This window comes from Hymenobacter psychrotolerans DSM 18569, from assembly GCF_900142395.1.
In the GTDB taxonomy this organism is placed as follows: Bacteria; Bacteroidota; Bacteroidia; order Cytophagales; family Hymenobacteraceae; genus Hymenobacter; species Hymenobacter psychrotolerans.
This window is the reverse complement of record NZ_FRAS01000012.1, coordinates 81,338-103,213: the sequence shown is the minus strand read 5'-3', so window position 1 is coordinate 103,213 and position 21,876 is coordinate 81,338. Positions and strand designations below refer to the sequence as shown.

Below are 21,876 nucleotides of genomic sequence, written 5' to 3'. Positions count from 1 at the left end.
ACAAAAACAGCCGCCAACCTACAGGCGACCTACAGACAAAACGTTGTTTACAGTCTGGAATAAAGGTTTTTCAAGAATGTAGGTTGTGTAGGTCGTGTAGGTCGGTGTTTTCGGCATTTATAGCTGAAAAGTGCCCGCTGCTTTTTTACGTAGCGCGGACGGGTGAAAAACCGTGCTGCTGCCGCCGAGCCGTTTTTCTTTTTGGAATGCAAAAAAGGTCGGGTTCGGAAGTTGGTGGAATTGTTGCTGATACATTTTTGTAAGCAATCCGCGATAATTGCATTAATTGTTTACGAATCTGTATTGCCTTAAATGGGTCAACTCCTACTCTTTTTCTTCTGCATGCTTCACAGTGTTTATCAGTCCTTTTGCTCGGCTGGGGCTGGGCTTACGTTTGTTTCTCCTAAGCAACTCTGTCTGTGAGCAGCCTTCAAATTCCCGTTCGACCCCACGTCAAAAAGTATTTACTGGTGCATCTCGGCGAGGACTATGACCTCTCGATGGGGGACCAGTTCGGCATTATGCTCGTGCTGCTGCTGCGCCGGCCGCTGAAGGATAAGCGCAAGGAGAGCAGCATGGCCGAGTACACCGAGAAGTTCTCCTTTGGCACGGATGGGTATCCGGCGCAGAAGTGGGGGCTGCGCAGCTTCACTACCGGCACTATCTACCTGTTTGGCAAGTTCGTCGACGAGGTGATGCTGAAGGAGATGTATGGGCAGGTAGCTACCAACGTCGCCAATGGGCAGGGGCTGCACGACTCGATCAACGAGTGGCGGGCCAAGTACGACTTCTCCGACACGGACAAATCGTTCGATGCCGTGAAGAAGAGCTACCAGCGTCAGCGCAAGGAAGACCGGAGCCGCAAGGTGTCGGCCAGGGTCTCGCCGCTGAAGGCCGTGAAGGTAGTGCGCCGTGAGCTGCTTAAGCTGCCCATTGTGGTGAACGGCGCACCACCTCGCCCGACTATCTGATTATTTCTTCAAAAAGGGCCGAAAACCACTCCACCGTTTGTCCCTTCAAAATTGACTTTTGTCCCCCGGCTTCGTGGCTTCAACTCAACCCTCCGCAATCGACCAGGTGCTGGCTCCCACACCCTTCACGCCGCAGCCCCTGCCGGCTGCTACGGCTGGCGGGCTGGTGGGCTTCCTCAACCTGTACTGCCTGCCGGTGGAATACCTGCTGGCTGACCCGGCCACGGACGGCAGCACCATCCTGGGCAACCTGCAGCTGGCTCCCAACACTGGCTGGTATGAGCTGAAGGTGACGCAGAACACCATCAAGTTCGATGAGACCCCGAAAGCGGCCCGAGGCGTGACAACCTATGCCACCAAGGTCAATGCCACCCGCGCCCAGAACGGCGACGAGGGTGCGGCAATCTGGGCGCTGCAGGGGCGGCGCTGCCTGGTGATGCTGCGTGACATGGCCGGCCGGCTGCGGCTGGTCGGCAGCCGCGAGTCTTTCCTGGTGTTCCGCTCTGGCAGCGAGGGCAGCAGCCCCTCCGCCCGCGCCGGCATTGATCTGCAGTTTACCGGGGAGCTGTCGCGCCCGGCCGTGTACTATGCTGGAGCCCTGCCACTGGTCGGGGGCGGCGTGCTCAGCGGCTCCACTGGGGCCGCTACAGGAACGGGTTCTGTGACGGTGAAAAACCGCAAAGGGGAGCTAATGGCCACGGTGCAGGCCGGCCAGACAATCATTATTAAGAGTGGCTTCCGGGTTGCTCTGCAAATTCAATAACTAAATGGCCGTACCTATTCCCAATCCCTCTTTATCACCCCAGCAGTTCGAGACGAAGTGGCTGGGCCGGTTTGCCGATAATGAGTTCCAGAACATCACGGAGGCCACCTTCCAGGAGTTTGTCAAGGATATTCGGCGCAACTTCCTGAACCGGCTGGCCACGACCACCAACGATATCCGTGGTGGCCTGTACCGCATTCCCAACCTGGATGCGCTGGCCACGATTCCAACGTATATGCTGGTGGCGGAGATGACGGCCGTGGCTGTGGCCGGGGGCACCGCCAGCCAAGTCGTGACGTCAGAGCTGGCCGGCATCGACCTGCCTCCCATCTACTTTCAGCTGCGCCGCCACTCGCTGGGCACCATTGAGGCATATCGGGACGAGAAGCCCGAAACCGTGGAGAAGGTCATGTGCCTGTGGGTGCAGACTTCGGGCTCAGAAGATGATAAGGTAAATTCCTATCCGACGCTGGTACTGGAGGATCAGCCTTTCGAAGCCGGCGACGTGGTGAAATGGACCTTCGGCAACGGGCAAACCCGTCTGCTGGAGCTGAAGAAGAAAGTGCCGCTGCCGGGGCAGGCACCCTGGAATCCGGAACCAACGGGCGAGGATGATGACCCGAACTACATCAATTTTGCCTCGCTGACAGCGGATGTGCCCACTGGCGGCAGCTTCTCGCCTGAGCAACTAGCTGCCACCACGCACTCGGAAAGTCAGATTCACTTCGAGGCCGTGGAGGATGCCAACAACAACGATGAAATCCGCCACTACGGCACGCTGCACGGGCAGGCGGTAGCCACCGGCCACCTGCAGAACGGCGCAGTAACGGAGGACAAGGTATCGGTCGGCATTCAGAACAAGCTGAACCGGCCGCTGATGCCGCGCGTGTATGCCACCAGCTTAGGCGGGGGGCAGTACCAGGGCACCAGCTTAGCGGATGCGCTCAGTTTCACGGGTATTTTCGGGGCGGTGCGGCTGAATTACGCTTTCACGCTACTCTCCAGCGCGCAATTGGCGGCCGGTACCTACTTGGAGAACGGCCCGCACATTCAGGAGCTGAACGGCCTGACGCTGTTCGTGCGCGAATATTCCAGAGTGGTTAATCTGGTGGCGCAGAACGGGACTATTGAGATAAACGGGCTGGGCGGCACCCACTTCATTGGCGGCTATTTCCCGCAAGTTGTCTTCAAGGTGCCGGCCGGCAAGGAGCTGACGCTGGAAAGTGTGGGCCTGAAGGATAACACCTTCAGCGGGGGCGGCAAGGTGTATCTGAAGGGCACCAGCGTGCTGCCGGCGGGTACCACCATTCTGAACGGCACGCAGGTGGTGGCGGCTCCCGGCGGCACCAGCGCCGAGCCCTACCAGGCCACCACCGATGGCAGCGCCGGCACGGATAAGCTCGTGCTGACCACGGCGAAAACCTTCGCCGTGGTGCGAAACGTGAATGCCAGCGGCTACAAAGCGCAGGTACTCAAGTCCGGCGACAACACCGCCTGGGGCCCGGAACGCACCAGTGATGCGGACGTGACGGCGGATATAGCCGCCGCCTTCGCCACGGCCGGCACCACAGATGTGGTACTCGTCGTGGTGCCGCAGCGCACCAACACCGCCTTTAATGCTTACACGCTCTTTACACTTTCCTGATGCCGATTCCACTTAGAAAATCTGCCGGCGGCTTCCGTTCGTTCGGCGCTATCAATCGGGGCGTGCTGGTGGGGCCGGGCGCGACGGGGACGTTGCAAACGGCCGGGGCCGGATTAACGCTGGGCCTGAACTGGCGCATGGTGGTTCGCCTGAAGCAGCTCCAGAGCCCGGGCGCGTATGTGTTCGGGGTGCAAAGTGGGCCTTCCGACATCTGGTCGATGATTTACAACTTCAATGCGGGCAAATACGAGTTGTATTCGCCGGCCAATGCCACGGGCGTTGAGGTACGCATGCCGCTGAACGCCACGGTTACAGACGAGGGCCTGCACGAAATACAGTACGGGTATGCCAGCAGCCAGCTGAACGGCCTGCTGGATGGAGGGGCCAGTGGCGCTATCACCGTTCCCAACTTCGCGCCGACGGTAGTGCAGAATGCTGTTTTCTATATTGCGGGCCGAACGGGCAATGCCGCGTTTGTCGGCATGATTGACTACCTGCTGATCGAGGCCAACGGCGTCGCCCTGATTGAGTTTGACTTTAATGAGGCCGATGGCCCGGCCCTGAACAAAGGGAGCTTAGGCGGCGAAATGACATTCACGGACGGGGGAACCCGCGAAATAGTACTCTGATGTTGGTAGAAGTAATCGAAGAATACCAGGACGCGCTGCAGGGCACCGTAACCGTTGGCACCCGAATGCATTTGTCAGACGTGCTGGCGGGCCAGAAAATAGTGGCCGGCAAGGTGGTGCCGGTCATTGACCCGCAACGGCAGGCTGCTACGCAGGAGCCCGATCTGCCTGCACCGGAGGGGCAGGTCGGGGTGCAATAACCACCTCATACGGAGTTGGACGAATGAAAGCCCCAGCCTGCCCGGCTGGGGCTTTTTTCTGTCCTTTTTCCCGGTAAGCGGTGCCGGCAGCTTTGTATCGATTCTTTACCCAAGTCGATGCAAGTCAATCATCTTTTGTCCGCCATACTACGTTCGCCCTGGGCTATCCAGAGCGAGACGGTGTTCGGTTATCTGCCGCAGATTGCGGCTATGCTCAATGGTGGGCAGCCGGCCACAGCTAGTGCGCCGGCTGCTCCGGCTGAGGAGGCTTTCGTGTTGTTCGCCGCCGCTTCTGGTGGTGGCCGCTCCAAGGCCAAGAAGTACGACGACGCGCCCGATGGGGCCGTGGCCGTGCACCAGCTGAAGGGCGTGATGATGAAGCAGGACCAGGTCGGCCTGTGTACCGATGTGCCCGGCACCGCGTCGCTGCTGCGTGCCATCCAGGCGGCTGACCGCCACGACAATGTCATTGCCCACGTGCTCGATATCGATTCGGGCGGCGGTTCGGTGGATGGGACAGCAGAGTTTGCCGCAGGCCTTTCCGCGCTGAACAAACCCATCGTTGCTTACTCGGATGGTATGATTGGTTCGGCTGCCGTGTGGGCTGCCGTTGCCTGCCCCGAAATCATCCTCAACAACGAAACCTGCCGCATCGGGTCTATCGGGGTGATGGCCTCTTTTCAGGACATCAAGCCCGCGCTGGAGAAGCTGGGCGTGAAGTTTCACGACATGGTGGCCGATGGCTCGGAGGATAAGAACTCCGAATTCTTCGCCGCGCTGGGTGGCGACTACAAGCCTTACAAGGCCAACGTGCTCAACCCGTTGCGGGCTGTTTTTCACGACCATGTGAAGTCGGCCATTGGGGAGCGGCTCAATCCAAAAACGGCCGAAAAGGCACTGAAGGGCGGCATGTTCTTCGCCTCCGAAGCCAAAGAAATGGGGCTCATCACGGCGGTGGGCTCCTTCGACTATGCCGTGCAGCGCGCTATTGCGCTGGCCACCGGCACTGATGCTGAGCCCACTGAGGCCGGCGCTACCCAAGCCAACCATTCCAATTCCAATACTATGAGTTTTCTGAAACGTTTCCCGGCCGTCGCTGCACTGGCCGGCCTGACGGGTGCGGCCGTAACGGCCAGCCTCGTCGACGCTGCCAACGAGGAGTTGGACGCGGCCAACATCAAAGGAGCCGGCATCGTGTCGGCCGACGCGCTGGCTGCCTTCGAAGCTGCCACCACCGCCCACAACGCTACCACCGCTGCCCTGGCTGCTGCCGGTGTCGACTCGATTGAGGCGCTGGTAAAGCAGCGTGATGAGGCCGTAGCCAAGGCCGACGAGTACGGCAACCAGCCCGGCGAAGTGCCCACCAGCGCTGCAAAGGAGAAGTCCGATGTAGCAGAGTCCGGTGCTGTGGACCACAACAAGGCCATTGCCGAACTCGACCACAACAAGGCTCTCGACAACGACCCGCGCTTCAACTAGGCGCGGGTTGTCCCACTAGCTACCAACGATTCCAACTTTTCATTTTATCACTACGAAGCGATGAGCCTCCAAACCTCCGCTATTATCGCCGAATTCGGCGCGTATTACATCAACCAGGGCCAAAACCTGCAGCGTCTCGCGAAGCTGTTGTTCCGCCCGAGTGTTACCGACTCGCTGCTCACGCCCATCCTGACGGATGAAACCGTGTACCGTGCGGCCAAAACCCTCATGACCCGCGTGCTGCAGCCTTTCCAGAAGGCGTACACGCCGCTGGCCAGCGTGACGTTCACGCCCGTTGGCATCGAGCAGTTCAAGATGAAAATCGACACTGCCGAATACCCCGACGAGTTGGAAGCCTCGTGGCTCGGCTTCCTTACGGGGGAAGGCATTGACCGCAAGTCGTGGCCCTTCATCCGCTGGTACATCGAAGAGTATCTGATTCCGCAGTCGAACCAGGACTACGAGTTGCTGGAGGTGTACAACGGCGTGTATGTAGCCCCGACTGCTGGCACGCCTGGCGCTGCCGGTACGTCGATGAATGGTCTGAAGAAGACCATCAACACCCACATCACGGCCGGCCGCATCACGCCTATCGTGACGGGTGCGCTGGAAACGGACCCCGAAGCGCTGGTAGAGCAGCTGGAGCAGTTCGCTGACCGCATCGGCCAGGCTTACTGGAGCATCCCGATGCAGCTGGCTGTGTCGGAGCAGGTGCAGCGCCGCTTCCTGCGTGGCCAGGAGCGCAAGTATGGCAAGAACACGAAAGTGGAAGGCATGCTGGGCGACAAGATCAACAACACCAACATCACGGTGGTTGGTCTGCCTTCGATGTCGGGTGCCAACAAAATCTGGTGCACGCCGAAGGCCAACGCCCTCGTGCTGGGCAAGCGCACCGGCAACCAGGGCAAGTTCCAGGTGGAGAATGTAGACCGTCAGGTGAAGGTGTACAGCGACTGGAGCAAGGGTGTGGGCTTCATCATCCCGGAAATCGTCTACACCAACGACCAGGACTTGGCCTAAGCGCCCCGACGAGCCGGCACCCCACGCGGGTGCCGGCCTTCGTCATCCGAGTACCGTCATATTTCTCATTGTCATTAAGCCACAATCATGGACACTGAAACCCCAGAACAGAAAATTGCTCGCTTGGAAGCTGAAAACGCCCAACTGAAGCAGGACAACGCCACTGCCGAAGAGGCCATTGGTGATTTGAGCGAAAAGCTCTCCAACGCCGAGGCCGCAACGCCGACGCTGGTAGTGGTGACGCACGACAAGACGCAGTACCAGGTGCTGGCGCAGCAGTTCAACTACGAAGGCACCGAGGTGAAAGCCAAAGACCTGCAGAAGAACAAAGAAGTGCTGGCCGCGCTGGTGAAGACTGGTTCGGGCTTGCTGCGCAAAGTCTAAGCCGCTAAGTAAGCCCGCGTCAGCAGGCTGAATTCATAAGTTTTATACGTCAATCCGATCCGAATTATGGATTTATTTGATCTCAAAGGCCCACAGGGCAAAGACAACACGCCGGGCCTGAAGCAGAACCTCTTCATTGCTGCTGAGCAGGACTTCACGTCCATCAAGGGCGTGAAGACCAGTACGGGTGCCGGCGACTCGGTAACGGTGGATGGTACGCACGGTTTTGCTGCCAGCAAAGGCTTCGTGAAGTGCTACAGCACGCTGGGCACCGCCCAACTCAAACTGGGCAACGTGGGTGAACGGGACGGCCGCGGCAAGAAAATCGACTTCACGTTCTTCCATCCGGGCAACGCGAAGGAGGCGGCTGAGTTTGATCGTCAGATCAAAAACCACTCGGCTATCATGCTGGTGACCACCGCCGATGGCACGGTGCTCCAGTTGGGCCAGGAAGGTCTGGGCGTGGAAATCCTGGGCGAGTACGACTCTGGTACGCTGGGCAGCGGCCGGAACGGCTTCACGTTCAAAGTAGAGGGCTATGCCAACGGCCTGCTCTTCTACGAAGGTGACATCAAGCTGAAGGATGGCTCGTCCATCGCAGCCAGCACCGGCGTGGTAACGCCCGCAGGAGGCTAAGCCGTGAACAAGGACTGGCAAAAACTGCTGCGCCCGGACGTAGCCGCCAAGTACGAGGCAACTCAGGAGCCGGGCCGCTACGTGGTCCGCGCCCTGGGTTACCAGACCATCGACCTCCGTACCCTCAGTGTGGCCGAGGCCGACGAGCTGGTAGTGAAGCAGGGCGAGTCGACGTACCTGAAGCTGCGGAAGGTGCGCCGCACAACATCAGCAGCTTCCACTGCGGCAAAAGGGAAGTAGGAGAGAAGGAGCTGTTGATGAAACGCCCCGGCCTGATAGGTCGGGGCGTTTTTGCGTCCTTTTTAGCCGTGGCCATCCGAGGCAGCTTTGCTTCATGAACGCGGAAATTTCCACTTGGCTGGCATCGGAGCAGGACTACGAAACTGGTGTCGCCCTCTATGAGCAGCACGGTGCCAGCGGCCTGATCAAACGGCTGCTGGCTGCCAGCTGCACCAGCTACAGCCGCGAGGTGCTGGCCCGGGAGCTGGGCAAGCTCGTCGCCGGCACGCCGGCCCCTCCTTCCCATACCCATCCTCCCCAGGCGCCTGCTGCCACCACGCCCGACGTGGTGCAGCAGCTGCGAGATGCCCGCCGCCCGCTGCTCAGTGAGCGGGAGTACCTGCACGCCCGGCTGGAGCTGCTCACCGAAGCCGAACGGGGCGAAGCGGCTCTGCGCATACTCGACCTCGGGGATAAGCTGCAGGAGAGCTACGCGGCCGAGGCATATTACGCCCAGCACGGCACGCTGCCCGAGCCGCCACCCGTCGCCGCGCCTGAGCCGGCGCTGGAGCAGCTCACCACCCGCCCCGACATCCAGTACCGCCTGAAGCTGCTGCGCACCCAGCGCAGCAAGCTGCAGGACCGCCCGGACCGCGCCGCCGACCTGGCGCAGGTGCTGGCCAACATCGACTTACTCGAATCCAAACTATCCCAATAATGCAGACCGAAGAACTAGCCCCACTATCCTGGACCACCGTGCAGCGCCGAGTGCGCGACCTGGTGCCCCTGAGCTACAACCCGCGCATCCTGACCGAAGAGGGCCGCGTGCGCCTCATGCGCAGTATCCAGAAGTTCAACCTCGCCGAAATCCCGGCTATCAACACCGACGACGTGGTGCTGGCCGGCCACCAGCGCCTGAGCATCCTGCTCGATTTGGGCCGTGGCGACGAGATAATCGACGTGCGGATGCCCAACCGGCTGCTCACGAAGGAAGAACTCGACGAGTACAACATCACCTCCAATGTGGGGGCCGGTATCTGGGACTACCAGAGCCTGCAGGACAACTTCGCCCACATCGACCTGGGTGCCATCGGCGACACCAGCATGCTGGCCGGCCTCGAAGCACTGGCCAATCAGGCGCTGGCGCTGCTGCCCTCGGAAGAGCAGGAATTCGATCCCACGCCGCCCAAAGAACCGGTGTCGGTGCTCGGCGACGTCTATGAGCTGAGCAGCGACGCGCGAGGACTGCAGCACGTGCTCGTGTGCGGTTCGTCGACGGATTCGGACGTAGTAGCGCGGGCGCTGGCCGGCAAACTCATCGACCTGGTCAATACCGACCCGCCCTACAACGTCAACTACCAGGGCAAGACCAAGGATGCGCTCAAGATTGAGAACGACAGCATGGATAATGCCTCGTTCCGCGAGTTTCTCTATGACTACTACACCAACTGCTTCACCTTCATGAAGCCCGGTGCGCCCATCTACGTGTTTCACGCAGACTCGGAAGGAGCCAACTTCCGCCTGGCCATGCAGGACGCGGGCCTGAAACTCAGCCAGTGTCTGGTGTGGGTGAAGCAGCAGTTCGTGATGGGCCGGCAGGACTTCCACTGGCAGCATGAGCCCATCCTGTATGGCTGGAAGGAAGGCGCGGCCCATACTTGGTACTCGGACCGGAAGCAGACCACGGTGCTCAACTTCGACCGTCCGCAGCGCAATGCGGAGCATCCGACGATGAAGCCGCTGCCCATTCTGGAATACCTGCTGGAGTGCTCCAGCAAGCCCGGAGATGTGGTGTTCGACGGCTTCAGCGGCTCCGGCTCCCTGCTGGTGGCCTGTGAGAAGCTGGATCGGGAAGCCCACGTGATAGAGCTCGATCCGGGCTACGTCGACGTGGACGTGCGCCGCTGGGTGAAGTTTATGCGTGATAACCAGCGCCGCTTCACGGTGACGCGCAACGGAGAGGAGCTGACCCATGAGCAACTTGCCCTCTTCGAGTAACCCGAACTACTCCAACGCCACTGAAACGGCGCTGGACCGCATCCGGGCCTCCTATCTGAACGAGGGGGCCGAGGAGCGGCTGACCGACGACGATAAAAAGCGCAAGGAGCAGCTGGAAGCCGCCCACGGCCTGCTGGTGAACTACCACAGCATGGAGCAGGCCGTTCCGCTGCTCACCGGGCGCTTTGATATCAGCCGGGCCACCGCGTACCGGCGCTGCACCGAGGCTATTCGGCTGTTTGGCGACGTGACGCGCTCCTACAAGGATGGTATTCGCCATATCCTGTACGAGTTTGCCATGAAGGTATTCCAGCTGGCGGCTACGGCGAAACCACCGGATTTGAAGGCCATGAACGCCTCGATCAAGAACATGGCCATCCTGAAAGGGCTGGACAAGGACGATTCGAATGCACTGACGCCGGAAGTGCTGGCCAACCGTTCCTACGTGCTCAACATCACGCTGGCCGGCAGCGACGGGCAAACGAAAACCATCGATTTGGGCAATCTGAACAAGATTGACGGGGAAACTTACGCCCAGGTGGTAGAGGCGGTGGAGCAGAGCGACGTGGGGCTGGAAGAGATGCGCGGCCTGCTGCTGGAGGCCCAGGATGGGGAGGAGGGTGATGACGATGAATAAACCGGACGTTAAGCCGCTCAAGTTCAACCGGCCCCAGCTTCGCTTTATCCTTTCGAAGCTGGCCTCGGCCGTGTCGCTCTGGAGCCGGGCCACCGGCAAGTCGACCATCATCGCCTGGCTGATCCACATGATTGTAACCAAGATGCCCCGCAGCTGCTGGGGCATCGTTGGTTCTACCTACGGCCAGTTGCTGACCCGCACGCTGCCCTCGACGATAGCCCAACTCGAAAAGCTCGGCTACATCAAGGACGTGCATTACTTCATCGGCCGCAAGCCGCCCGAAAACTGGAACTGGCCTGAGCCGTTCCAGAGGCCGGTCAGCTATAAGCACTTCATTGTTTTCTACACCGGGGCCGGTTTTCATCTGATTTCGCAGGATGGCAACGGCTCCAGCTCACGTGGTCTGAACCTGGACGGGTACATCGGTGACGAAGCCTTGCTGCTGGACCGCGAGAAGCTCGGTACCGACGTGATTGCCTCCAACCGGGGCAATAAGGACTACTGGAAGGGGTGCGACCTGCACCACGGCAAGTTCCTGTTCTCGTCGATGCCGTGGGGCGACCAGGGCAAATGGCTGCTGCAGGACTCGCTCTATTATGAGCGGGACGGTAACGGCTTCGAGACGGTGCGCAACGGCATGATCAAGCTGCAGCTGGAGTTCGTCGACTCCCGCAGCATGAGCACCCGCATGCAGCTCTACCAGGAAATACTGGAACTGAGCCGACAATTGCGCTTCTACCCGAATCCGAAGGCCATGAAGCGGGCCAAGCAGGAAACGCCCAAAGGGCTGCTCTACTCGGAGGCCAACATCTTCGATAACCTGGGCAACATCGGCATTCCCTACCTGGAGGAGCAGCGACGGGAGCTGTCGGACTTCGTGTTCCTGATTGAAATCCTTAACCAGCGGCCCGCAACGGTAGAGGCCGGCTTCTATCCGCGGCTCAACATTGCCCACCATGCCGAGGAGTGCATGGCCAACGATTACATCACCGGTCTGAACTTCAACATGGCCAAGCTCCGGGAGCCGGGCTGCATGCTCGATGCGGACTGCCTGGCGCACCTGCCCCTGCGTGGGGCGGTGGACTGGGGCAGCAAGATCAGCTGCCTGCTCATTGGCCAGATTCATAAGGAGGCCGGCGAGTACCGCTTCCTGAAGGACTTCCACGTCAAGCACCCGAAGTTGATTGAAGACCTGGCCAAGCTGTTCTGTGACTACTATGCCCACCATCTGTGCAAGGAGTTCCACTTCATTGAGGACAGTGAGTGGGGCAACGCCCGTAAGCCCGATAGTAAGCTCACCTACAACCAGGCTTTCGCCGAGGAGTTGCGCTTGCGGGGCTGGCGCGTGCGTCACTTCAACCAGGGCCGCGTGCCCAGCTATGCCCACCGCTATAAGCTGGGCATCGACCTGCTCGGTGAGCAGGACGCCCGGCAACTGCTCATCCGCTTCAACAAGGTCAACTGCCGCCACACGCTGACGGCCATGAGCATGGCCCCACTGAAGGAGAACAGCAAGGGCGAGATTGAGAAGGATAAGAGCAGTGAGCGGAAGAAGACCATCCCAGGGGAGGAGGCGACGCACTTCACCGACACGGTGGACCTGCACTTCCTGAGCATCGACAAGCATGTAGTCCGCTCGACTCCCGAGAGCCAGGGACTGCTCATCGTGAGCAGCTAAGCGGCATGTGACCGACATCCATGTCGGTTAGTTGAGAGGAAACAATGATAAAAGCCCGTTTGCAGCCTGCAAACGGGCTTTTTGTGCTCAATAGCCTAATGGTATATCCCCTGGGGGCTCTCGTGGAAATTTCCACACGCGACAGTGCGCGTCGGGGTGCGCAACGACAATTTGAGACTAAAACGGATTCGGAGAGGGCAAAAACGGCCTTCCTGCTATCGTCAGGGCACTATGCTGTGAGACTGGGTTTTTTCGGCCTGTTCACTGGCTGATTTTCTGTCCTTTTTCCCGCTTTCCAGGCGGCGGAATTTCGTCCTGATGATTCCGAATTCTATCCGACTAGCTGACGCATTACAACAAATGGAGCAGGCCGAAACGGGGTTCACGCTCCGTTTTGTGCTGGCAGACCGCAAGCGCAAAAAGGCCGGCAAAATCGTGGAGTGGCACCATTGCCGCTTTTCGCGGCCCAAGCAGGGCCAGCGCAAGAAGCTGGTGCCAGCCGAGGAGGCCGCGCCGCGTGCCGGCCGGCAGCCTGCCCACTTCGCCAACGCGACCCGCAACGTGGTGCAGGGCAAAAGCACCCAAATACGAAAAGTGCATATCTGGCTGATACTGGCCTTCAATGGTAAAAAAGTAGTGCTATCATGAGTGTAGTAGTTAATGCAGACCTGACCGTCGCCTATGCGTCGGACAGCGGCTATATCTTCAACACCGGCATCAGTGCCGCCGCGCCGGGTGGCAGTGGCGGCTCGTCCGGGGCTGACGCGCCCGGCGTAACTCCCACCAGCCCCGAAAAGAAGCCGGAGGGCTCCGACGAAATTGCGCCCTGGGGGGATGACAACCTGTTTCCGCAGAACGTCATCAAGGATATTGAGAAGAACACCATCCTGCCCTCGGTGCTGGAGAAGAAAACCTCCATGATGTATGGCGGTGGGCTGGTGTACGGCATCATCACCGGCAAGGAAAAGGATGGCCGGCCCATCTTCGAAGCCCAGACGCTGCCGGAAGTCGATGAATTCATTGAGTATTCGCGGCTGGACCGCTACGCGTTCGAGGGGCTGCACGATATCAGCACCTTTGCCAACGCCTTCCCGGAGCTGATTCTGTCGAAAAACCGGCAGAAGGTGAAGCTCATCACGATTCAGGAGGCCGCGTGGTGCCGCTACCTGAAGCCGAAGAAGGGCACGCTGCCCGGCGTGGTCATCAATGCCAACTGGGACAACGGTGGCAAGCCCGGCGACGAGTTCTCGACGACGGTGCCCACCATCGACCCCTACTTCGATGCCGTGGGCAACCTGCGCAGCCGCACGGATGGCTTCAAGTACATCTACCCGCTGAGCATTCCCAGCCCCGACAAGGCACTCTACCAACTGGCTTCGTGGAACTCAGTGCGCCGCTCCGGCTGGCTCGACGTGGCGGCGGCCATTCCGGAGTTCAAGAAGATGCTCTTTAAGAACCAGCTCACGGTGAAATACCTGATTGAGGTGCATTCGGCCTATTGGGTGTGGAAGTACGGCGACTGGGACGGGCTGACCCGCGACGAGAAAAAGAAGCTGCTGGAGGACGAAATCCAGGCGTTCAACGACGTGATGCAGGGCACCAACGGGGCCGGCAAAACCGTGATGACGACCACCATCATGGACCCGAAAACCAACCAGGAGGTGGCCGCCTTCAAGATTACAGCTATCGACGACAAGCTGAAGGATGGTATCTACATCGAAGACTCGCAGGAGGCCAGCAGCCACATCTATACCGCCGTGGGCGTGGCCCCTAGCCTGATGGGCGTGAGCCCCGGCAAGGGGATGGGTGGCGGTGCCGGGGGCGGCTCGGAGCCCCGCGTGCTGTTCAACAACTTCGTCAGCACCTCGCAATTCCACCTCGACCTGCTGCTGGCTCCGCTCAACCTGATTTCCCGCTACAACGGCTGGCAGGTCAATGGCAAGCCGGTGGTGTGGCGCTTCCTCAACCCATTCATTATGACGCAGGCCGAAAGCCAGCCGAAACAACAGGAATCCAAATAGCACTATGGGACTCATTACCACTATCGAACAGTTCCGGGAATACATCCCAGTGAACAAGAATACCTTCAGCCTATCCTCTATTCAGCCTGACATGGACTTGGTAGAAGAAGACCGCATCAAGCCTCTGGTGGGTCGGGCCTTCTTCTACCAGATGGAAAGCAAGGTGAAGGCCGGCGATGAGCTGACAGCGGCCGAAACCAGCGTGCTGCGTCTGCTGCGCCTGGCCGTGGCCACGCTGGCAATGGTCAGCTACCTGCCGGCCGGCCAGCTGCAGATTACGGATATGGGCGTAACGGTCACGCAGACTACGGACCAGAAAAATCCGGCGCAGTGGCAGATGAACCAGTTTCGCGCCAACCTGCAGGGCAAGGGCTACAATGCGCTGGAAAAGGCGCTGACTCTGCTCGACGAGCACATCGACGCGCCTGAGTTTGCCGCCTGGGCCACCTCCGCCGCTGCTACGGCCTCGCACAAGTTCTTCCTGAATACCGCTTCGGCTTTCTCCGAGCACTACAACATTGGCTCCTCGCGGCTCACGTACCTGGCCCTGCTGCCGACGCTTCGGAAAATGGAACGCTTCAGCCTGGAACCGGTGCTGGGCAGCGAGTACTATCTGGAGTTGAAGGAGCAGATCATGGACCGCGACCTGTCGGCCGACAATGTGCGGGTGCTGGACCAGTTCGTGCGGCCGGCGCTGGCCCACCTGGTCGTTGCCAAGGCCGTGCCTGAAATCGGGCTGGGCCTGAACGGCGACGCCATTGAACTGAACGTGTACCGCCTTGACGATGCCAACCAGAAAGAGGCCGATGCCTCGCTCGACAGCCTGCTGGCCATGAAAGTAGAGCAGGCGCTGGCCGATGCCAACGTGTACCTGGAGCGCCTGAAAAAGTACCTCAACGCCAACGCCTCGGCCACGAAGTACGCCACCTACTTCGCCTCCAGCGTGTACCAGTCGCCGACTGCTCCCCGCGCAGTGGTTCGCACCGCGCCCGACGGCGCTGTTTACGGCTGGCTGTAATGCGGGCGGTTTTCCATTCGGTGCTGCTGGCCATGACGAGCCCGCGCACCACCGAAGTGCTGACGGCCGCGCTGTCGGCCTCGCCATGGGCGCTGCTCATCCGGCAGTACCTGTTCGACGACTGGGAGTTTGCCGGCTTCCTGTTCACGCTCATCGTCGTCGACACGGCCACCGGCGTGCTGCGCAGCTGGCGGCAGCACAAGGTGAGCAGCCGGGCCTTCAGCCGCATTTTCCTGAAAGTGCTCATCTACATGGTGCTGCTGATTCTGGCCCACGTGATGACCAGTTTCAAGGTGCAGGGCGAAGAAAACATGGTGTTTAAGTGGTTCGACACCTTCATCTACTGCGCCATGATGGCCCGCGAGGCGCTGAGCGTGCTGGAAAATCTGGCCGCTATTGAGCCGACACTGATACCCAAGGCGCTGCTGAAGCGACTGGCCCAATTCAGCGAAGACCCGCAGGCTGCCGCTGCTGCCCTCGCGCTGGCCGTGCCTCCTGCGCCCGACGGCGCGGCCCCCCTTATGCCGGAATCCCTGCCGGTCCCAGACACTATCCTTCAACCGGCACCAAGTGCCACAATTAGCTAAGTATGCAGCTTACCAAACAACTATTGATGGCCGCCCTGGTGGGTACCACGGCGGCTGAGGCCGACAAGTTCCTCGGCCCGATCAACCAGACGCTGGCCGCTTATCACATCAACACGCCACTGCGCGTAGCGCACTTCCTGGCACAAATCGGCCACGAGTCCTGCGGCCTGGATGCGGTGCGCGAATACGCATCAGGCGTAGCCTACGAGGGCCGCAAAGACCTGGGCAACGTTGTGAAAGGCGATGGGGTGAAGTTCCGGGGCCGGGGCCTGATCCAGATTACCGGCCGGGCCAACTATTACGCACTGAGCAAGGCGTTCAACGTCGATTTTATTGCCAACCCGCTGCTGCTGGAAAGCCCAACCTACGCAGCCCTGTCAGCGGGCTGGTACTGGAACAGCCGCAGCCTGAACGCTATGGCGGACGGTAACTTTTTCGACACTATCACAAAGCGCATCAACGGCGGCACCAATGGCTATGCTGACCGCCTGAACCGCTTCCTGGTAGCCGCCAAGGCACTGGGTATTCCCGGTGGTGTAGTTCCTAAAGCATAGTGCTGAGCGTTATGGATACAGATAAATACGTAGAAGCAGTGTACCGCTTCCTGACAAGCCCTTGGTACTGGCTCTTCCTTTTCATCGTTTGGGCTGGCCTTATTACTTCATCCCTAACAAGCTGTACAGCCAGCCGGCCCCGCCCGGAGGATATTCCGGCGCTGGTAACAGCCCTGCACCGCGACTCACTGGCCAGCCGGCCCGACTCGCTGCCGAAGCAGAACTTCTTCCAGCGTATCTCGGCCGGCGTGTTCGGCGGGGCTGGCAAAACCAAGTCCGTGGTGAAGTACAAAGGCCCGACGACCATCATCTACGGCAACGGCAACACGGCCAGCGCCGCCACGAAGCCCGGCTCCGTGGCCACCGGAACCGGTGCCGTGGCCACCGATGCCAGGAAGGCCAGTGCGCCCGTCGTCGTGGGCGAGGGCAACCAGGCGGCCAGTTCCCGCAAGGGGCCAGCCGTAGCCGGCGACGGGAATACCGTAACGGCACCGGCCCCCAGCGCCTGGTGGAAGTGGCTGCTCGGCGGCACCGTGCTGGGCTTCGGCCTGCGGCAGTTCGGGCCGGGGCTGCTCAGGTGGGCAATCGGCGTTACGGTCTGATTCTGCTGTTGGCCATATTGGCCTACTTATTACCTTCCAGTACACTACATGTCATTAGCATATGGGACGTTACTACAACCGGGGAGGGAACTGGGGCGACAAGTTATTTGGCGGCTTTCTTCTAGGATGCTTGGCCGTTTTCCTTCTGGCGTTGATATATGCCGGCCTTAAGTGGTGCTGGTACTACGTGTTTGGATAAGTGAGAGAAGCAAAAAGCCCGGCTACTTAGCCGGGCTTTTTGCTTCTTCCTTGACCTTACGTTCAGCCTCTATTTCCACATTGTAATGGTAAAGCAAAAGAGTTGGAAGTGAATCACTGTTTATGATAATGCGTTGCTTTTGATCTACCGTGGAAAAGAAATGATAGTCACCAAATTTGCCTAGATATAGAAGGCTGTTGTATCGTTTGTTCAGCTGTTCGTTATCTTGAAATGCCGGTCTCTTTACATAAGAGTACTGTCTGTATTCAGTAATGTCCCTTGCATCATAGTAGCCGGTTATGAAGGAGTAGGGTATAAGAAATATGATGATAAATATTGAGGTAAATACAAAAGTTGACTTTGGTATGTTGTTATGTATTATTTTGCCATGCTCTATATGCGTTTGAAAAGCGTACCCTTGTGAAATTGCAATTCTGTCTGTAATAAGCATGATTGCAAATAATAGTAAAAAGCTTACGAAGCTTGGTATTCCTGTTTTGATGTAGTTGCCGGTAGCCATGTCATAGGCATCTGTTGCCGATAGGTAGATATAGTAGATAAATAGAATTGAAATAATTAGGCTTATAAGTATCTGGATTGACCGTGATTTGCCACTCATTTCCTTTTTAGTGGATGTGCTATCAGCGGCTTGTTTTTCTGATGCCTCACTGACTTCATCCCGATAAATTGCATAGCAGAGAAGTATGATTAGCCCGGCAAAGAAAGCAAGTCTGATTAGAGATATTCGCAGTGGGAAAGCAACACCTTTAATGAGGTCTTCCACACCCATGTAAGGGAAAATATCTATTCCAAGAGTGCCCCAATACCCATAGTAATACAAGCATGATACTATAATAAGGTATGGGACAAATAGCAAAAGCAACTTGTCTGCATTTTCTATAACAAAAGGTTTGGCATCAAGGGTATTTGACATGGAGCTTAGCTTTAATTATGATACACAGGCTTGTATAAACAATTTTCCAAAAGGTGTAATATCAAAAAAGCCTTTGTCCATATCAACTTTAGTTGCGCGATTTTCTAGCATCTTGCTTACAGCTACTAGTGCATCAGGAGTTGCGTTAGCTTTTCCAGATTCAATTTGGGAAGCTAATTCATTAAGCAAATTTATTTTATCATTTTCATTTTGTTTTAAAATTTTGTATTTCTCATCTAGTTCATCATATATATTCTTTTCTATTTTGTAAATGCCAGGTCTAAAATCAATAATGCCTATTGTAAGTAGATTTTGAAGGTAAGCATCTATATTGCTTGGAAAATCAAGTGTTGTATCGAATTCTATTCCTGTAGCAAAACGCTTTATAACATTGTATCCATCTAATTTATTACGTGTTCTGTATTCCAAAAACAGGGCAAAGTCTTTGCCTTTTAGGTACTCAATGATCCTTGCTTCGTCAGCAGAAATCCTTTCGATAATACCTGGGAAAGCAGGATGAGCTAGTGCAGCAGTATCCTCAGATGAGGCTTTTGCGAGAAGGTTCAAGTAAGCATTGCGTAGCTGCTCATTGGTTGTATAAGTGAGTTTTTCAATAGTAGGTACACCGATTTCCGGTGGCACCTCACACACCTTCTCTTCGGGTATAACGCCAATCTTTTCCTGCAAAGCATTCATGTTTTGCTGAAATACTTGCTTCTTATAGCTATTACTTCCATCCTGCATCCAAGAAGGATTGTCTAGCGCATTAGAGAGGTCGAAAGTCTTCGCTAGCGCCCTTACAGTACTCAAGGCGGCGGGTTGTGCAACGTTGCTAAATAGCTTTCCAAACAGCCCAGACCCACTGTTTGATGAACGGGTGCGGATGAGACCTGTTGACTGCTGCTCCTCTGACTGATTTTCCATGTAAACGGTGGGTAGGGATAGTAGGAATTTGCTGTCCCTAAAGCTACTAACTGTCTCACAACAGTCTCATAACCGTCTCACATTTTCTCACATTGTGTGAAAAATCTCACAATTGCCCTTGCAAACTTCTCAACAACCCTGCACCTTTGACCCGCCAAACAATACGCGGTGCCGACTGCCGCTTCAAAAACTAGCCGGGTTTTTCAAGCGGCAGAACTGTTTTCTGTCGATTCGTACGATTGTACCCGTTTTCAGGCACGGAAAAGCCTGGGAGGAACGTGGGATCCGAGAGGCCCACGAAATAACCGCGTGTTGTTTGGCAATCCTACCCAGGTGATTCCGTGCCTTTTTGTTTTTTCTTTTCACCCTTAACAGTTTGCCCAAATGCCAAACAACACGCAAACAGTCCAAGAGTATCCGAGCGGAGCCATCTTCGTTACGGACCCAGCCACCCGCAACGAGCTGGACATGCAGCCCTTCCTGAAGCTGCTCTACGAGCGGTACCGCGGCGACAAAGACTACCTGGTCGAAGCGCTGGAAGAGTTGTCGCATTACCTCATCCATGAGGAAACCGAGTGCGACTCGGCCCGCAAGCTGCGCCGCATCCTGGGTATCGTCAATAGCCTCACCACGGCCATCGACAGCATCACCACCCGCAAGGCTCACCGCGCATGAGCCAGCCGACGCTAGTACTCGCCCCGGCCCACGAAGCCGCCTCGCTCATTGCCCGCTTCGCCCTCCGCAGCCCAGTCCCCGCGCCCGCGCTGGAGGAGCTGCACGAGCTGCTCCAGCACTACCCGCCGCGCCGCATCGCGCAGTGCCTGGCCGAAGCCCACTCGCAACTCGTGGTGCAGGAAGCCGGCCCCGGCACCCGCCGCCAGCAGGCAGCCTACCAGGCGCTGCTGCTGGCCCTGCTCGACCTGGCCGACCTGACGGACGTTGCCCTTCCCCAACCCGTAACGCTTGCCGCCTAACGCTATGGCCACGCCCGAAGAACCCCGGCAAGAGCAGCCCAACCTGCCCGTAGTTCCCGTCACCAACCTCTCCGACAATGCCCTCTGGCTGCTCTACGAGCGATACGGCATCCCCTTCACTCCGCCCACGCTCACCGAGTACAAGCTCTGCACCGTCATCGCGGCCCTGGAGCAGCTCGTCGAAGACCTGGGGCGCGGCACCCGCCGCCCCGAGTAAAGCAAAAGCCCCGCTGGTTTCAGCGGGGCTTTTTTATAGATTGAATGTTCATTCCCATTCCCTACCCAATCCCAATGGAAAACTATTCCGAAGAAACGCAGGCACTACTTCAGCGAATTGATGCTATGAAGCTGGAAATTGATGCCTTGCGCCCTATCAAGCCAGAACAAGAAGCCCGTATCTTCCAGAAGTTTCGCCTTGACTGGAACTACAACTCCAACTCTATCGAAGGCAATAAGCTAACCTACGGCGAGACAGCTGCCTTCCTCATGGAAGGGCTTACAGCCAAAGGCAAGCCGTTGAAAGACCACCTGGATATCAAAGGCCACAATGAAGCCATTGATTTTCTGCTTGCTCTTCAGCGCAAAGATTCCGAGCTAACAGAAGCGGACATTCGCGCTCTGCATACGATGATATTGGTAGAGCCCTACCAGAATGAAGCACAGACAGCCGAAGGACACCCAACAACTAAGACTATCCGGTTAGGAGAGTATAAATCGTCTCCTAATCACGTGAAGACCGCTACGGGTGCTATCCATTACTACGCTTCGGTAGAGGACACGCCCATCATGATGCGTGAACTAATCGAGTGGTACCGCGAAAATCGGGACACCATGCATCCATTGGTGTTGTCCACTCTGTTCCATCACAGGTTCGTGGGCATACATCCCTTTGACGATGGTAATGGGCGGATGACACGGCTGCTCTCTAACTTAATCCTGATGCGGTCCGGGTTTCCTCCCTTGATTATCCGTCAAGATGAGAAAAGCGAGTACTATGGTGTCCTCAGTCAAGCTGACGTTGGTGTAACAGAACCTCTCATTCAGCATTTCGCTGAGCGTTTAATTCGCTCGCTAGAAACATATATTAAGGGGGCTAAGGGAGAAGATATTTCTGAGCCAACAGATATAGACAAAGAAATTGCCTTGTTCGTGGCAGGGTTCAGTGAAGAAGAAATAAAAAAGGAAGCTATATCTGAAGATAATTTCGTAACAGCGTTGATGCAATCATTTCCACCGCTATTATATGCCTTTTCCAAGCAGGAGGGAAAGATAAATTCTTTGTTTTTTGATAACATAATTAAGGTAAGGTTTGTAGTTAAGAATTTAAAAGATGATTCTGATACTGCTTGGTCTTCAATAAGCGAATTGTCTAGCCTGCCAGCTTCTGATATATGGACCTATTGGATGCATAACAATACTTTTTTGGAAAGGATTATTAAATACTATAGAGACAATTATACCGTAAATAGGATGTTAAGAATTGTTGTTTTAAGTGAACATTCGGCTTTTAAAGCTAATGCAGCTATGGAAACTGTGAATGGGTATATTGTTTTAGATTTTTATAGAGGTGAATATAAAATACATAATGCAGTAAATGAATTTTATATTACTAAGTATTATAAGGATAAGATAAAAGATGAAGAGGTAACCGAATTTATATCTTCCTATTTTAAAACATTAATGGAGAGTATAACAAATTCATATCGGAACGCAACTAAAGCAAAAGAGTAAAGCAACAAGCCCTGGCCCTTCCGGCTGGGGCTTTTTTGTGTCCTTTTTTGCCGGTGCAGGGTGGGGGAGTTTT

At 56.9% G+C, this 21,876-nt stretch carries 27 protein-coding genes; 24 read left to right on the top strand and 3 right to left on the bottom strand.

Annotated features, from left to right (window positions below; all coding sequences use genetic code 11):
- Positions 1-117: 117 nt before the first annotated feature.
- Positions 118-255 (bottom strand): hypothetical protein, encoded by a 138-nt coding sequence (locus BUE15_RS21965; RefSeq protein WP_170865247.1) that lies wholly within the window; start codon positions 253-255, stop codon positions 118-120.
- Between the two features lie 164 nt (positions 256-419).
- Here BUE15_RS21965 and BUE15_RS12235 point away from each other — a divergent pair, with 164 nt between their 5' ends.
- The 20 genes from BUE15_RS12235 to BUE15_RS12140 all read left to right on the top strand — a co-directional run bounded on the left by BUE15_RS12235 (position 420) and on the right by BUE15_RS12140 (position 17,041).
- Positions 420-971: a hypothetical protein gene (locus tag BUE15_RS12235; RefSeq protein WP_139252258.1), complete on the top strand. Its 552-nt coding sequence runs from the start codon at positions 420-422 to the stop codon at positions 969-971.
- A gap of 73 nt (positions 972-1,044) precedes the next feature.
- On the top strand, positions 1,045-1,734 hold the full coding sequence (locus BUE15_RS12230) for a hypothetical protein (protein WP_139252257.1): 690 nt from the start codon (positions 1,045-1,047) through the stop codon (positions 1,732-1,734).
- A 4-nt stretch (positions 1,735-1,738) separates the two neighbouring features.
- The gene (locus BUE15_RS12225) at positions 1,739-3,379 is read left to right on the top strand and encodes a hypothetical protein (RefSeq protein ID WP_073285277.1); all 1,641 of its coding nucleotides are present in this window, start codon (positions 1,739-1,741) and stop codon (positions 3,377-3,379) included.
- Complete coding sequence (locus BUE15_RS12220) at positions 3,379-4,008, top strand: hypothetical protein (RefSeq protein WP_139252256.1); 630 nt, start codon at positions 3,379-3,381, stop codon at positions 4,006-4,008. Before BUE15_RS12225 ends, BUE15_RS12220 begins: the two co-directional genes overlap by 1 nt.
- On the top strand, positions 4,008-4,208 hold the full coding sequence (locus tag BUE15_RS12215; RefSeq protein ID WP_073285271.1) for a hypothetical protein: 201 nt from the start codon (positions 4,008-4,010) through the stop codon (positions 4,206-4,208). Before BUE15_RS12220 ends, BUE15_RS12215 begins: the two co-directional genes overlap by 1 nt.
- 135 nt (positions 4,209-4,343) lie before the next feature.
- Positions 4,344-5,687, top strand: a complete 1,344-nt coding sequence (locus BUE15_RS12210) for a S49 family peptidase (RefSeq protein ID WP_073285268.1) — start codon at positions 4,344-4,346, stop codon at positions 5,685-5,687.
- Positions 5,688-5,747: 60 nt separating this feature from the next.
- Positions 5,748-6,707: a hypothetical protein gene (locus tag BUE15_RS12205; RefSeq protein ID WP_073285265.1), complete on the top strand. Its 960-nt coding sequence runs from the start codon at positions 5,748-5,750 to the stop codon at positions 6,705-6,707.
- An 87-nt stretch (positions 6,708-6,794) separates the two neighbouring features.
- On the top strand, positions 6,795-7,091 hold the full coding sequence (locus tag BUE15_RS12200) for a hypothetical protein (RefSeq protein WP_073285262.1): 297 nt from the start codon (positions 6,795-6,797) through the stop codon (positions 7,089-7,091).
- 66 nt (positions 7,092-7,157) lie between these two features.
- The gene (locus BUE15_RS12195; protein WP_073285259.1) at positions 7,158-7,727 is read left to right on the top strand and encodes a hypothetical protein; all 570 of its coding nucleotides are present in this window, start codon (positions 7,158-7,160) and stop codon (positions 7,725-7,727) included.
- Between the two features lie 3 nt (positions 7,728-7,730).
- Complete coding sequence (locus BUE15_RS12190; RefSeq protein ID WP_073285256.1) at positions 7,731-7,967, top strand: hypothetical protein; 237 nt, start codon at positions 7,731-7,733, stop codon at positions 7,965-7,967.
- A gap of 94 nt (positions 7,968-8,061) precedes the next feature.
- Positions 8,062-8,664, top strand: coding sequence for a hypothetical protein (locus tag BUE15_RS12185; protein WP_073285254.1), 603 nt, complete (start codon positions 8,062-8,064; stop codon positions 8,662-8,664).
- On the top strand, positions 8,664-9,944 hold the full coding sequence (locus tag BUE15_RS12180) for a DNA modification methylase (protein WP_073285251.1): 1,281 nt from the start codon (positions 8,664-8,666) through the stop codon (positions 9,942-9,944). The genes BUE15_RS12185 and BUE15_RS12180 overlap by 1 nt, the downstream gene beginning before the upstream one ends.
- Positions 9,928-10,581, top strand: coding sequence for a hypothetical protein (locus tag BUE15_RS12175; RefSeq protein ID WP_139252255.1), 654 nt, complete (start codon positions 9,928-9,930; stop codon positions 10,579-10,581). The genes BUE15_RS12180 and BUE15_RS12175 overlap by 17 nt, the downstream gene beginning before the upstream one ends.
- Positions 10,574-12,259 carry a hypothetical protein gene (locus BUE15_RS12170; RefSeq protein WP_073285246.1) on the top strand — a complete coding sequence of 562 codons (1,686 nt, stop codon included), beginning with the start codon at positions 10,574-10,576 and terminating at the stop codon, positions 12,257-12,259. Before BUE15_RS12175 ends, BUE15_RS12170 begins: the two co-directional genes overlap by 8 nt.
- A gap of 318 nt (positions 12,260-12,577) precedes the next feature.
- Entirely contained in the window at positions 12,578-12,907 is a 330-nt protein-coding gene (locus BUE15_RS12165) for a hypothetical protein (protein WP_139252254.1), read from the top strand.
- Positions 12,904-14,280 (top strand): hypothetical protein, encoded by a 1,377-nt coding sequence (locus BUE15_RS12160; RefSeq protein ID WP_073285240.1) that lies wholly within the window; start codon positions 12,904-12,906, stop codon positions 14,278-14,280. Before BUE15_RS12165 ends, BUE15_RS12160 begins: the two co-directional genes overlap by 4 nt.
- A gap of 4 nt (positions 14,281-14,284) precedes the next feature.
- Positions 14,285-15,298 (top strand): DUF6712 family protein, encoded by a 1,014-nt coding sequence (locus BUE15_RS12155; RefSeq protein ID WP_073285237.1) that lies wholly within the window; start codon positions 14,285-14,287, stop codon positions 15,296-15,298.
- Positions 15,298-15,885, top strand: a complete 588-nt coding sequence (locus tag BUE15_RS12150) for a bacteriophage holin (protein ID WP_073285233.1) — start codon at positions 15,298-15,300, stop codon at positions 15,883-15,885. The genes BUE15_RS12155 and BUE15_RS12150 overlap by 1 nt, the downstream gene beginning before the upstream one ends.
- 2 nt (positions 15,886-15,887) lie before the next feature.
- On the top strand, positions 15,888-16,439 hold the full coding sequence (locus tag BUE15_RS12145) for a glycoside hydrolase family 19 protein (protein ID WP_139252253.1): 552 nt from the start codon (positions 15,888-15,890) through the stop codon (positions 16,437-16,439).
- An 11-nt stretch (positions 16,440-16,450) separates the two neighbouring features.
- Entirely contained in the window at positions 16,451-17,041 is a 591-nt protein-coding gene (locus tag BUE15_RS12140; protein WP_073285228.1) for a hypothetical protein, read from the top strand.
- A 221-nt stretch (positions 17,042-17,262) separates the two neighbouring features.
- On the opposite strand, the gene BUE15_RS12135 is transcribed toward BUE15_RS12140, so the two are convergent.
- Positions 17,263-18,174, bottom strand: a complete 912-nt coding sequence (locus BUE15_RS12135) for a hypothetical protein (RefSeq protein ID WP_139252252.1) — start codon at positions 18,172-18,174, stop codon at positions 17,263-17,265.
- 15 nt (positions 18,175-18,189) lie between these two features.
- A complete protein-coding gene (locus BUE15_RS12130) occupies positions 18,190-19,098 on the bottom strand; it encodes a DUF4393 domain-containing protein (RefSeq protein WP_084549007.1) in 909 nt (302 codons plus the stop codon).
- Positions 19,099-19,482: 384 nt separating this feature from the next.
- On the opposite strand from BUE15_RS12130, the gene BUE15_RS12125 reads away from it, so the two are divergent.
- The 4 genes from BUE15_RS12125 (at position 19,483) to BUE15_RS12110 (ending at position 21,803) form a co-directional block, all read left to right on the top strand.
- Positions 19,483-19,773, top strand: coding sequence for a hypothetical protein (locus BUE15_RS12125; RefSeq protein WP_073285218.1), 291 nt, complete (start codon positions 19,483-19,485; stop codon positions 19,771-19,773).
- Entirely contained in the window at positions 19,770-20,072 is a 303-nt protein-coding gene (locus BUE15_RS12120; protein ID WP_073285215.1) for a hypothetical protein, read from the top strand. The genes BUE15_RS12125 and BUE15_RS12120 overlap by 4 nt, the downstream gene beginning before the upstream one ends.
- 4 nt (positions 20,073-20,076) lie before the next feature.
- On the top strand, positions 20,077-20,289 hold the full coding sequence (locus tag BUE15_RS12115; RefSeq protein WP_073285212.1) for a hypothetical protein: 213 nt from the start codon (positions 20,077-20,079) through the stop codon (positions 20,287-20,289).
- A gap of 74 nt (positions 20,290-20,363) precedes the next feature.
- Positions 20,364-21,803: a Fic family protein gene (locus tag BUE15_RS12110; RefSeq protein ID WP_170865246.1), complete on the top strand. Its 1,440-nt coding sequence runs from the start codon at positions 20,364-20,366 to the stop codon at positions 21,801-21,803.
- Positions 21,804-21,876: the final 73 nt, after the last annotated feature.